Here is a 12436-nt window from a genome sequence, read left to right on the forward strand (position 1 = left end):
AGTTCCCCTCAGAGAAGGAAAACCCGAGGTCAGCAGCACAATGACGCCAGCTGAATAGTGGCTTAACTTTCATGCGACCAAAGAGATATTAGGGTGAAACAGCCCCGCCGTTCACGGGTTCTACGGAAGCCGAAAGGCGGCCCTCCGTAGAACCAGAGGAGTGGCACTATGCCAGTGTGGGAGAAGTTTCTTACCGAGCAGGACAAGCGGATCTTCCCTCAGAGCGGTTACGGCTACTACTTGGGACCTGGTGAGCGTCCGGCCATTCTGGTCGTAGATATCAGCTATGTCTTCACCGGGGAGAAGGATGATCCCCTCGAAGACTCCGTCACCAAGTGGCACAACAGCTGCGGCCCCACGCCTGGGAAGCGATGCCCTACGTGCAGGAGCTGCTGACCGCCGCCCGTGAGAAGAACCTTCCCATCCTCTACTCCACGGGGTACGACGCACGCCCGGATGGGTTCGGCCGCGGGCTGTGGCGCAAAGACCCTGCCGTGGAGGCGAAGACTCCCCTGAAGGATACGGTCCGCAGGAGATCGTCCGGGAGATCGCTCCCGAGGAGCGTGATGTCGTCTACACCAAACGAGCGCCCAGCGTCTTCCACGGAACGCCGCTTGCCTCTGATCTGCGTCTGCTGGAGGCTGACACGCTCATCCTTGTCGGCACCGCCACCTCCGGCTGCGTGCGTGCCACTGCGGTGGATGCCTTCTCCCACAACTTCCGGACGGTGCTGGCCGAAGAGGGTTGCTTCGACCGGGGTGAAGCGTCCCACGCCATGGCGCTCTTCTACATGGATCAGAAGTATGCGGATGTGATGGCCGCGGGCGTGGACCTGACCGGAAAGGTGATCACCGCGGACGCCCTGCACACGCAGCGCGCCACGGCCGAGGACCTGGTCACGGCACAGCGCGCCGACTACGTGCTGACCGTCAAGGCCAACCAGCCGACCCTGTTCGCCGCCTGCCAGCAGGCGCTATCCGGACCGGCCCGCGCCTTCGCCGCCGAGGACGTCAGTTCCGAGCGTGGTCACGGACGCACCGAGCAGCGCACCACCCGGACCATGCCGGTCACCGACGGCGACGGGATCGACTTCCCCCATGCCGCGCAGGTCTTCCGGATCCGCCGTGACACCGGCGGCCTGGACGGCCAGCGCATCCGGAAGGAGACCGCCTACTGCATCACCAGCCTGGCGCCCGCCCAGGCCGGCCCGGTTCGGCTCGGCGCGCTGGTGCGGGGGCACTGGGAGATCGAGAACCGAGTCCACTGGGTCCGCGATGTCACCTACGACGAGGACCGCTCCCAGGTCCGCACCGGTGCTGCGCCCCAGGTCATGGCCAGCCTGCGCAACCTGGTCATCAGCGCCTTCCGCATGGCCGGTCACACCAACATCGCCGCCGCCCTCCGCTGGGCAGCCCGCGACTATCACCGACCACTGACCATTCTCGGCCTCACATGACTTTGCCGGAGCCCTGCCGATTGGGGAGAGCAGATCGCGCACTCTAGGCATGTTGGTCATATCCACGCCCCTGGCCCCCTCCCAGCTTTCTGTTCTGCTGCGATCCGAAAGTCCATGCATTCTCGGGGGACGAGGCGCGTGCTGCACAGCTTCCTTCCTCGTCTTAGGGCCTGGTCGATCTCTTCGCTGAGTCGATTATCCTTCGCGCGTGGTCTCGTCCAACGTCTCATCATCTTCCTTGGCTTCTCGTGAGCGTCGCAGCGCTTCGCGGCGTGCTCGTTCGCGGTAGCTGTAAGCGGCCTCGTGGACCGACTCTTCGCTTTCGAAGCCTGAGCCGATGGCGCCTGCGACGGTTGCGGCGGCGGTCGTTAACAGGGCGACGAGGAGGTGTTCTCCGAGTCCGTATTCAGGTCCGGCGTACTGGCTGAAGACTTCAGGGGTGAAGACGATGAGCGCGGCGATCAGGTTGAGGGCGAAGAGCCCCAGGTAGCCACACGTCAGCCCGATGGCGAGGGTTATCACGGTTGAAGCATTGAAAAGGACCGCTTGCTCACGTTGATATGCCGGTAGATTCCTCACCCGTTCCCACAGGTGATGATAGACGATGAGCCATGTGAGCATCACGGTGATCGAGGCGAGCACCACGGCGACCAGTTGCCACACCGCCATGGTGATCGCGAGTTCCCACAGGGTGGCGTTGATCAAATAGAAAGCGCTGAACGCGAACGCTCCCACCAGCGCCCCCCGCAGACCCGACACCAGCCGCCACGGTTGGTTATCCCGGACCATTCCGATGAGCAGCCGCAGCCGACCCCGACTCGCGAAGATACGCAGGTCGATGCCGTCTTGATCGGGTGTGGCCCGCCGGAAGGCCCCACCCAGTGCGCCCAGACGGGATCGGCGATGTTCCTCAGAGCCCTCCTCTGGGGTTGTCTCGCCGCGCAGGTCCACGATGAGCTGTGCCACCACTCCCAGGACTCGACGTCGCAATGCCATCGCGCCGAAGGCCGGCAGTGAGACCACCGCGACGTTTCGACTGCTACTGGCATCAGCGACGACAGGCTGCCGGTCGATGGCCAGCGGGAGATCGGTGACGCACACCGCGAAGTCCCAGCCGCGTTGCCGCTTGTGCTCCGTTGCGAGGTTCATCATCTCGAAGTGCTGCATGTCGCTGGGAGGCAACCGCTCACGGTGCACCTCGACTCTCCACTGGCGATCCGGCAACTGCTCGGCCAGTAGTCCTGGTAGTTCCTGTTCGAGTTGCTGCGCGACCTTTAGCGGGGTAGCCACCGGATCGGCGAGCACGCCGATCACCACCTCCCGCCCGGGGGTCTGCGTGTGGCTCTGCTGTGTCGTCACCGGTCCGCTCCTTCCGCTGCTGAATGTGGGCCGTCGGGGTTATGTCGAGGTGGTGTGTGTTCATAACACTCCCCACACTTCTGGTCTACCTCTACACCCCGTGGGGGGGATCCCGGCATCGGCCCACCGACACCCGATTATGGGTCCGGTTTAGGCGGGGTTGAGCACGACTTTGGTCCAGCCGTCTTCGCGGGCGTCGAAGTGCTCGTAGGCCTTCGGTGCTTCCGCCAGGGGCAGGTTGTGGGACACGATCCAGGAGGGAGTGACCTTCTCGGCGGCGATCAGGTCGCGCAGGTGGCGGTTGTAGCGCTTGACCGGGGCCTGCCCGTTGCCCATCTGCTGGCCCTTGAACCAGAAGTTACCGAAATCGAAGCGGGCCTTGCCCTGCTGGGCCAGCTCATCTGGGGCGCCTGGGTCCTCGGGGATGAACACCCCGACGGTGCCGATCCCGCCAGTGAATCGCACTGAGGAGACCAGCTTATTCAGGGTCGCCGCGTTGTCCTCGTTGCCCTGGGGATCGTGGGCCTGGTAACCGACACACTCGGCCCCACGGTCAGCACCGACGCCCTTGGTGTGCTCCATGACCTGTTCGACCGGGTCACCCTTGGAATCATCGATCGCGATCGCCCCGATCTGCTCGGCCAAGCGCAGCCGGTCGGGATGGCGGTCCACGACCATCACCTTCAGCGCCCCCTTCACGCTCGCGGAGAGGGCGGCCATCAGCCCGACCGGGCCAGCGCCGTAGATGACTATGGATTCGCCCGCCTTCAGGCCCGACATCTCCACGGCGTGCCAGCCTGTGGGGAAGATGTCGGAGAGCATCACATAGTCGTTCTGCTTCTCGCGGGCGTCCTCGGGCAGGCGCAAGCACTGGAAGTCGCCCCACGGCACGCGCAGGTACTCGGCCTGGCCGCCGATCCAGCCGCCCATGTCGGCGAACCCGTATGCGCCGCCGGCCATGCCCTCCACGTTGGCGGCTAGACAGTAGCTAGTCAGCCCGTGCTCACAGTTCCGGCAGTGTCCGCAGGAGACGTTGAACGGCACCGAGACCATGTCCCCGACCGCGACCTTATCGATCCCGGCTCCAACCTCGATGACCTCGCCGACGTTCTCGTGGCCCAAGACGCGGCCTTCCTCGAAGTCGGTGCGGCCCTCGTACATGTGCAGATCCGAGCCGCAGATGTTGGTCGCAGTAACCTTGACCAGGACATCGTTGGGTTGCTCAATACGCGCATCGGCAACGTCAGCGACCGCCACGTCGTGGGGCCCGTTGTAAACAAGTGCCTTCATGATGATCTCCTTATGAGAACTTGTGGCCAGGTCAGTTCTAAGCGCCGTACCGCCCGGCCCCGACAGAAGTCGCGACCGAGCTGATCGCGGACATCAACCACATGACGTGGAGTTTTTTCCAAGACCTTCCGAGGTCGTTCGATGAGCAATCGCGATCGGGGCCCAACCCCATCCTCCACCACCGCAATCCGGCTAACAAGGGTGGGTGCCCCGGCCAATGAGGACTCTCGTGGACTGCCCCCCGAATAACTACCACCTCGGCATACGGTGACTGAACCGCACTGGGATTCTTGGAGACTCCATCGTTTGGAAAGGGATGATGGAGACATGCCACAAGAGATCAAACCGGGCAACGCGACCACGCGCCGATACTCCGAGCAGGAGAAGGCCGCGGCGGTGCGAATGGTCCGCCAGCTACGCCAGGAGCTGGGCACCGACCGTGGCACCGTGAAGCGGGTGGCTACTCAGCTCGGCTACGGCCCCGAGCCAGTCCGGTCCTGGGTCCGCCAAGCAGACATCGATGAAGGCCACGCCCCGGGCCAGAGCACCGAGCAGTCGGCCCGCGAGAAAGCCCTGGAACAAGAGAACCGTGAACTGCGGCGGGCCAACGCGATCTTGAAGCGGGCCGCGACTTTCTTCGGGGCGGAGCTCGACCGCCAGTCACCGAGATAGTCGCCTTCATCGACGCCAACAGAGACGACGTCATCGACGGTCGTCGACTCGGAGTCGAGCCCATCTGGACTCTGCTGCAGGTGGCTCCGAGCACCTACTACGCCGCAAAGAACCGCGCCCCCTCGGCCCGGAGCCTCAGGGATGCCGAGCTGATCCCGCAGCTGGTGGCCCTCCATGCCCAGAACTACGGGGTCTATGGAGCCAGGAAGCTCTGGAAGGCTGCGAACCGGGCCGGCCTGCAGATCGGCAGAGATCAGACAGCCAGACTGATGCGCCACGCTGGCCTCGAAGGTGTCCTCCGGCGCAAAAAGGTTCGCACCACCGCACCTGATCCTGAAGCCCCGCGGCATCCGGATCTGGTCAATCGCGAGTTCACCGCGATCGCGCCGAACAGGCTCTGGGTCACCGATCTGACCTACGTACCGACCTGGGCCGGTGTCGCCTATGTCTGCTTCATCATCGATGCCTTCAGCCGCACGATTGTCGGGTGGCGGGTCGCCTCCACGATGCGCACCGACACGGTGCTCGACGCGATCGAGATGGCCCGCTGGTCCCGAGGCCTACGGCACGAGCAGCTACGGTGCCACAGCGATGCAGGACCTCAATTCACCTCCATTCGCTACGGCGAAAGACTGGCCGAAATCGGGGCCACTCCCTCGATCGGAACCGTCGGGGATAGCTACGACAATGCTCTGGCCGAGACCGTCAACGGTTACTACAAGGCCGAGCTCATCCGAGGACCGGTGCGCACCCATCGCGGTCCATGGAAGACAGTCGAAGATGTGGAGCTGGCCACTCTCGGGTGGGTGCATTGGCACAACACTGAGCGGCTTCATGGGTACCTCGGTGACCGGCTGCCAGCTGAGTTCGAGGACCTGTTCTACGATGACAACATCAGACCCAATGAGCTGGTGGAATCCCTATAGCCGGAGTCTCCATCAATCCCAGTGCGGTTCAGTGCTGAGACATGGAGGCTCCTTGGAGTGATTCGTGCCCGAAGAGTTCAGGTGCGGCCACAGTAGGAGCGGAGACACCGCTCCCTCCACGTTTCTGGGGAGGGTCCCAGGCTTCCGGGGCGCTGGCTGTGCGGGCCCACACCGCGCCGAAACACAGCGGAAATACCGCCGTCCTACTGTTTCAGACTGATGACACCGGACCATCTCTCCTCCGTGGGGCAGGCGGCGGCCGCCGGGCCGCGGATGCGCGACGTCCTGAGCTGGGCGGGGTTCGACGTCGAACTGGTCGCCGGGGAGCGTGGCCTCGACCGGGAGATCCGGGTCCCCCACGCCACGGAGCTGGAGGACCCGGGCCAATTCCTGCGCGGCGGCGAGCTGATCATGACCGTCGGCTCCGAGCTGAGCGACGCCGCAGCCTGCGAGCGCTTCGTCGCGAACCTGGTGCGCAGCCGGGCCGCGGGGCTGGCCCTGGCCGTGGACGTCCGCGGGCACCGGCCCCCGCCCGCCCTGGCTGGCCCCTGCCGCGGAGCAGGCCGGCCTGGCGATGATCACCGTGCCGCCCACATTTCCCTTCGTCCAGTTCACCGTGAAGTTCCAGCAGCTGGCCCGGACCCTGAAGGAGGGGATCGCGGCGCTGTCGCTGAGCGCCCGCCGCGGGGAGGCCGCCGGGCCCCGGGACCTCTCCACCCTCAACGGTCTGATCGAACGGCTCAGCGCCGAGCAGTTCCGCCCCTTCAGCGACCACATCATCCGGCCCCTGCCGCAGTACGACGCCAGGCACGGCCGGGCCCTGTGGCCCACGCTGAGCGCCTATGTGGCCGCGGACGCCTCCGTCTCAGCGACCGCCGAGGCCCTGGGCATCCACGCCAACTCGGTGCGCAACCGGCTCAGCCGGATCGCTGAGCTCACCGGGCTGGATCCGCATTCGCTGGAGGATCAGATCTCCCTGGTGCTGGCCGTGCGCGACAGCTCCTCCTTCGCCCGGCGGTAGCCTCGGTGATGGCCTCCGCGACGCCCCTCTCGGCCGTCGCCGTGGTGGTCTGCTGGACGAGCTCCGGTATCGTTGATCTGCTGCGGATGATCGTCCGCGGCAGATCGAGAAGCATTCCGGAGGGAAGCAGCGATGCTGAGGACCGTCATCGGCGGCAAGATCCACCGAGCCACCGTCACCCAGGCCGATCTGCACTACGTCGGCTCCATCACCGTGGACGCAGACCTGCTCGAGGCCGCGGGGATGGTCGAGGGAGAGAAGGTGCAGGTCGTCGACATCACCAACGGCGCCCGGCTGGAGACCTACACCATCGCCGGCGAGCGGGGCACCGGGGTCATCGGCATCAACGGCGCCGCGGCCCACCTGGTGAGCCCCGGGGACCTGATCATCATCATCTCCTACCTGATGGGCACCGACGCTGAGGTCGCAGAGCACCAGCCGCGTGTGGTCCACGTCGACGCGCAGAACGGGATCCTCCGGCTGGGGAACGACCCCGCCGAGCCCGTCCCGGGCGCTCAGGACCAGCTCAACCCGCGCTTCCCCGACTCCCCCGCACGTGAGTGATCATTCCTGACCGCATCTCAGGGCCGGAGCGCTGAGAAGCGGGATCCGTCGATCACTCACGGAACGGACGGATGCCCGGCTCAGCGGGAGGCGCGCTCCAGGATCTGCTCCATGATCGCGTCGGCCACACGGCGGGACTCCCCGTAGGCCGGATAGTGGAACTCGGTGATGTTGGCATACGGGTTGACCTCAAGGACCACCGCATCCTCAGCGCTGTCCAGGCTGGGCACGAGCAGATCCACAGCCGCGACGTTCAGCCCGGGGATGGACCACAGCCCGTCCACCGCCAGATCCTGCAGGTCATCGCTGAGCTGATCGGTGATGTCCACGGCCAGCCCTCCGCCGCGGGAGGTGTCTGCGATGGGAGTCAGCAGCTGCAGCGCGCCCTCATCCAGCACTGAGGCGCGGGTCAGCCCCACCGGATCCAGGAACTCATCCGTGACCTCGGGCTGCCGGGCGGCCAGGTAGCCCTCGGCGCCGCGGCGTTCGATCTCCGCATCCGCCAGACCCCCCACCGTGGTCACCCCGTCCCCCACGATGTAGAAGGGCACCCGCGCGACGGCGCCGGCCACCTGCTGTCCCACCACGAAGACCCGGACGTCCAGCCCGGGATGATGCGCCTCCACCACCATCTGGTACTTCGACTCGGAGGTCGCCGAGCGGGCCGCCATCGCCCGGGACCAGGCCTGGCGCAGCTCAGTCTCTGTGGTCACGTTGGTGGTGATGCCCTTGCCGGTGCGCCCAGAAGAGGGCTTGACCGCCACCGGCTTGCCGAGAGCCTTCATGTACTTCACCGCGCGGGAGAACTCCGTGGTGTTGATCGCCTTGCCCTTCGGCGTCGGGACCTCCGAGGCCTCCAAGTAGCGCTTGGTCATCTGCTTGGACCGGGAGATCCGGCGGGCCTGGTGGCTGACCAGGGAGGTGATCACAGCATCCATCCCACCGACCACCACATCGGAGAGGAGGAAGATCCGGTTGGAGTCTGAAATCTGCTTGACCGTCATGGACTTGCGGTGGGCCGCACGCTGGATGAGCACGTCATGAGCCAGCGTGCCGGTCCAGGTGCGCAGCTGGTCGCGCTGCGGTTCGACGTGGTCGAGGATGAACCGTTCCGTGGCGCTGGGGTGGACAGCAGTACGAGGGGCCATGGAGCAACAATAACCTTCGGTCAGCGGGAGGCGCGGATGAGCAGCTGGTCGACGATCGCTCCGGCCACGTCCCGGCTCTGCCCCAGTGCCGGCAGATGATGGGTGACCACACTGGCCTCCACATCCAGGCCCAGCACGACGGCGTCGGCGGCCGCATCCAGCTGCGGAACGAGCAGGTCCACGGCTCCGGCGGCCAGTCCGGGCACAGACCACAGCGCGTCGGCGGCCAGCTCGGCCAGCGCCGGGTCCAGCAGCTCGGTGACGTCCACGGCGATGCCGCCCTCCGGATTCGCCGGGCCGCTGCGCAGGGAGGCGAGCTGCTCGGCGTTGAGCGTCTCCTCCGGAGAGATCTGCTCCTCCAGGGCGGCCAGCGGCACATAGGCCACAGCGGCCACCACCTGCGGGCCGGCCACATAGGCGCGGACGTCCAGGCCGTCGGGAAGCGGCTGGTCCTCTGAGGGGACCGGCAGGTTCTGCAGCTGCAGGTGCTTGCGCGTCAGCGTCTGGTCCGCGGCGATCCGCCGAGCGTGCGCACTGACCAGAGTGGTCACCCGGTGGTCCATCCCACCGATCACCGTGCCGCCGAAGACGAAGACGTCGGTGTGGTCCACGGTGCGGACCTCCACTGTGCGCCGGCTCAGCGCCTGGCGGAGCAGACTGCGGTGCGAAGGCGCCGTCTGGAGAATCCGAAGCTCCTGCAGCGAGGGTGCGACATGTCCTTCTATGAACCCTCTCAGGGCCTCCTGATTCTCCGGCATGGGACCAGAATAGTAGAGTCGGGCGCGTACCCCATCCAGAGCGGCTGAGAGATCTGGCTCGACGACGCCGCAGCAACCCGAAACGATCCGTTCGCCGGGTGCTACCGCCAGAACCGATGGAAGAGGAGCCATCATCCTATGCCTCACGCCACCACACCTTCCGGCCAGCGCGAGATCCTGTTCAACGCCTTCGACATGAACTGCGTGGTCCACCAGTCCCCCGGACTGTGGCGTCACCCTGAGGACCGCGCACGGGACTACAACACCATCGGCTACTGGACCCATGTGGCCCAGACCCTGGAGAAGGGCCTCTTCGACGGGCTGTTCATCGCCGACGTGCTCGGTCCCTATGACGTCTTCGGCGCCACCCCCGACGCCGCACTGCGCTCCGGCGCCCAGGTTCCGCTGCAGGATCCGTTCCTGCTGGTCAGCGCGATGGCCGCCGTCACCGAGAACCTCGGCTTCGGACTCACCGCCGGCACCGCCTACGAGCACCCCTACCCCTTCTCCCGCCGGCTGGGCACCCTGGACCACCTCACCGGAGGTCGCGTGGGCTGGAACGTGGTCACCGGCTACCTGCCCTCGGCCGCCCAAAACATGGGCCAGGACGACCAGATGGAGCACGACCGGCGCTACGACCACGCCGACGAATACATGGACGTGGTCTATAAGCTCCTCGAGGGCTCCTGGGAGGACGACGCCGTGGTGGCCGACAAGGAGGCCGGAGTCTTCACCGACCCCACCAAGGTCCACCGGATCGAGCACGAGGGAGAGTTCTTCAAGACCCCGGGCATCGGTGTGGTGGAGCCCTCCCCGCAGCGCACCCCGGTCATCTACCAGGCTGGGGCCTCGACCCGCGGCCGCGCCTTCGCCGGCAAGCACGCCGAGGCGGTCTTCATCAATCCGCCCACCAAGGAGCTCGCCAAGGCCTCGGTGCAGAAGATCCGTCAGGCAGCCGCCGACGCCGGCCGCGACCCCTACGATGTGCGCATCTTCGCGATGCAGACCATCGTCACCGGGCCGGACGAGGCCGCCGCTCAGGCCAAATATGACGAGCTGACCCAGTACATCGACCCCGAGGGCGGCCTGGTGCTGATGTCTGGCTGGATGGGCACCGACTTCTCCCAGTTCGACCTGGACCAGCCCATCGGCGACCTGAAGTCCAACGCCATCCAGTCGACTGTGGAGACCTTCCAGAAGGCCTCCGGACGGGAGGACGAGGTCTGGACGGTGCGCCAGCTGGCCGAATGGGTCGGCGTCGGGGGCTTCGGACCGGTCATCATCGGCGACGGCCCCTCAGCCGCCCAGCAGCTGATCGAGTGGCAGGAGGAGACCGACGTCGACGGCTTCAACCTCGCCTACCACATCACTCCGGGCACCTTTGAAGACATCGTCGAGCACGTGGTCCCGGAGCTGCAGAAGGCCGGCCGGTATAAGACCGAGTACCGGCCGGGCACGCTGCGGAACAAGCTCTTCGAGAAGGGCGATCACCTGCCGGAGGCCCACCACGGCGCGCAGTTCCAGCTGCGGCGTCGCGGGTGATGCTATTGGGTGTGGGCCCGCGAGGTGTGATCAGATACGCGCGTTATAAGCGCCGAAACTGCCGCTATAACGGCCCTATCTGATCACACCAGGGGTCCACACAGAGAGAAGGGCCGCCTTCCGCTGGATGCGGGAGGCGGCCCTTGTCGTGTGCCGGTGGGTCTAGGAGGTCTTTGCGTCGACCTTCTCTTCGGCTTCATCGACGGTCTGTTCGGCCTTCGCCGCGGCGTCGTCGATCTTCTCTTCGGCCTCGGCCGCGACGTCGGTGGCCTCAGAGAGACCGTCCTTGATCGCACCGGAGGCGGCAGTGACAGCCTCCTTGGCACGGCCGGCGACGTCGTGGGCGACGTTGTTGGCCGTCTCCTCCGCCTTGCGGACGGCGTCCTGGACCTTGGGATCGTTCCACTTCTCCCCGGCGGTCCTCTTGAGGTTGTCGAAGTTCCTCTGGCCCGACTTCGTGCCGATCACATAACCGATCGCCACACCTGCACCCAGTGAAAGCAGTCCCATGATCATCTCCGTTTCCTCGACGGTATCCGTGTTAAGAACTTACTGGCCACAGCGGAAGGTTGTCACCAATTCTGCACCCTGAACCGGCCCTGGTCCTCAGACCCTGGCAGGTCCCTGATGTCGGGCGTACGACAAGGATGTGAGCGGCACGCTTGAGCAGATACGCGCGGAACTCGGGCCGATTCGGCAGGAATGGCGGCCCTATCTGATCACACCTCTCAGCTGTCGGGCCGGCGGACGGTGGCGCGCACCGCAAGATGATCTGAGGGGAAGGCGTTGGCCCGCTGGTCCGGAATGTGCTGACACGGCCCACCATAGGGCGTGAAGCCTGCATCCTGGGCGGCATCGTCGTCATCGGCGGCGTCGCCGAAGTGATCGGCCGCATCCACGTCCAGGCCCAGCAGGTAGACGAAGTCGATCCGGTCCCGCGGCTCCTTCTCCAGGGGCTCGATCTGGGACCAGGTGCGCCCCGGCGCGGCGTCGGGATCTGGGTGCACCGCACGGAAGGCGTCGGTGTAGCCGGCGTCGATGAACCGCTGGGTGGCCGGCCAGGCGGCCTGCGGGCGGTGATCTCCGTCCCAATCCGCCGGGGAGGGTACGTTGAAGTCGCCGGCCACGATCACCGGCAGCTCCCCCAGCTCAGCACGCAGCCGCTGGGTCTCAGTCAGGATGGCAGCAGCTTGTCGGTCCCGCTCGCGTTCCCCGTACTGAGCGAAGACCGACGCCGACTGCTCAGGCAGCTCATCCGCCCGGTAGGGCCCGTAGTCCCACGGACCCAGGTGCACCGACCAGGCGATCACCTCGCCGATGCGTGTCTGCACCAGCGCGGCGGTGCCGTAGGGGGTGGTGGAGGTCGCCAACAGTCTCGTCGGTGCCGCGCTGAGCACAGCGGTGTCGAAGTCCTGCTGAGCGACCGTCATGCCGCTGACGCGCCCCAGCTCCACTGCCGCGTCGCCGAAGCACTCCTGGACGAAGACGATGTCAGCCGGCTGCCCGCACAGCACCTCTGCCTGTTTCTCTCGGCCGTCGTCGATCTCTTCTCCGCCGTACCAGAGGTTCCAGCAGAAGAGCCGAAGCGTGCGCAGCTGGCGGATGGTGTCCTGAACCTTGGTGTCCTCCGGCCGCGGTTCCTGATCCGGGGTGGGGGTGTTCGTCATCGGGCGCTGCTCCTCCTGCTGCTCGTCATACGG

Annotated in this window: 11 protein-coding genes, 1 pseudogene and 1 riboswitch; of the genes and pseudogenes, 6 read left to right on the top strand and 6 right to left on the bottom strand. The window is 66.1% G+C overall.

Annotated elements, in window-relative coordinates:
- Positions 1–475 precede the first annotated feature (475 nt).
- Entirely contained in the window at positions 476–1456 is a 981-nt protein-coding gene (locus JOF45_RS10215) for an ISAs1 family transposase (RefSeq protein ID WP_210049549.1), read from the top strand.
- A gap of 195 nt (positions 1457–1651) precedes the next feature.
- Here JOF45_RS10215 and JOF45_RS10220 read toward each other — a convergent pair whose 3' ends face one another.
- The gene (locus JOF45_RS10220) at positions 1652–2815 is read right to left on the bottom strand and encodes a hypothetical protein (RefSeq protein WP_342591464.1); all 1164 of its coding nucleotides are present in this window, start codon (positions 2813–2815) and stop codon (positions 1652–1654) included.
- 150 nt (positions 2816–2965) lie between these two features.
- Positions 2966–4105 carry a glutathione-independent formaldehyde dehydrogenase gene (locus JOF45_RS10225; protein WP_210049551.1) on the bottom strand — a complete coding sequence of 380 codons (1140 nt, stop codon included), beginning with the start codon at positions 4103–4105 and terminating at the stop codon, positions 2966–2968.
- Positions 4106–4432: 327 nt separating this feature from the next.
- Here JOF45_RS10225 and JOF45_RS10230 point away from each other — a divergent pair.
- From JOF45_RS10230 to panD, 4 genes and pseudogenes are all read left to right on the top strand, one after another.
- Positions 4433–5703 (top strand): IS3 family transposase gene (locus JOF45_RS10230; protein ID WP_245324202.1). Its coding sequence is split into 2 segments (ribosomal slippage): positions 4433–4736 and positions 4736–5703, totalling 1272 coding nucleotides; the frame shifts between segments, so codons are not numbered across the junction.
- 273 nt (positions 5704–5976) lie between these two features.
- A pseudogene (locus JOF45_RS13780) lies at positions 5977–6234 on the top strand (PucR family transcriptional regulator ligand-binding domain-containing protein); the annotation flags it as partial.
- A gap of 43 nt (positions 6235–6277) precedes the next feature.
- A complete protein-coding gene (locus JOF45_RS13380; RefSeq protein ID WP_245324203.1) occupies positions 6278–6724 on the top strand; it encodes a PucR family transcriptional regulator in 447 nt (148 codons plus the stop codon).
- A 132-nt stretch (positions 6725–6856) separates the two neighbouring features.
- Positions 6857–7288: an aspartate 1-decarboxylase gene (gene panD, locus JOF45_RS10240; RefSeq protein ID WP_210049555.1), complete on the top strand. Its 432-nt coding sequence runs from the start codon at positions 6857–6859 to the stop codon at positions 7286–7288.
- Between the two features lie 80 nt (positions 7289–7368).
- On the opposite strand, the gene JOF45_RS10245 is transcribed toward panD, so the two are convergent.
- Positions 7369–8436 carry an ATP-binding protein gene (locus JOF45_RS10245; protein WP_210049557.1) on the bottom strand — a complete coding sequence of 356 codons (1068 nt, stop codon included), beginning with the start codon at positions 8434–8436 and terminating at the stop codon, positions 7369–7371.
- Between the two features lie 20 nt (positions 8437–8456).
- On the bottom strand, positions 8457–9194 hold the full coding sequence (locus JOF45_RS10250; protein WP_210049559.1) for a hypothetical protein: 738 nt from the start codon (positions 9192–9194) through the stop codon (positions 8457–8459).
- A gap of 28 nt (positions 9195–9222) precedes the next feature.
- A riboswitch (SAM riboswitch) is annotated at positions 9223–9317 on the top strand.
- Positions 9318–9332: 15 nt separating this feature from the next.
- On the opposite strand from JOF45_RS10250, the gene JOF45_RS10255 reads away from it, so the two are divergent.
- The gene (locus tag JOF45_RS10255) at positions 9333–10736 is read left to right on the top strand and encodes an LLM class flavin-dependent oxidoreductase (RefSeq protein ID WP_210049561.1); all 1404 of its coding nucleotides are present in this window, start codon (positions 9333–9335) and stop codon (positions 10734–10736) included.
- Positions 10737–10898: 162 nt separating this feature from the next.
- Here JOF45_RS10255 and JOF45_RS10260 read toward each other — a convergent pair whose 3' ends face one another.
- On the bottom strand, positions 10899–11246 hold the full coding sequence (locus tag JOF45_RS10260) for a hypothetical protein (RefSeq protein WP_210049563.1): 348 nt from the start codon (positions 11244–11246) through the stop codon (positions 10899–10901).
- A gap of 218 nt (positions 11247–11464) precedes the next feature.
- Positions 11465–12403: an endonuclease/exonuclease/phosphatase family protein gene (locus JOF45_RS10265; RefSeq protein ID WP_210049565.1), complete on the bottom strand. Its 939-nt coding sequence runs from the start codon at positions 12401–12403 to the stop codon at positions 11465–11467.
- Between the last annotated feature and the right edge of the window lie 33 nt (positions 12404–12436).

Origin of the sequence: Nesterenkonia lacusekhoensis, from assembly GCF_017876395.1 — a bacterium.
Classification (GTDB): domain Bacteria; phylum Actinomycetota; class Actinomycetes; order Actinomycetales; family Micrococcaceae; genus Nesterenkonia; species Nesterenkonia lacusekhoensis.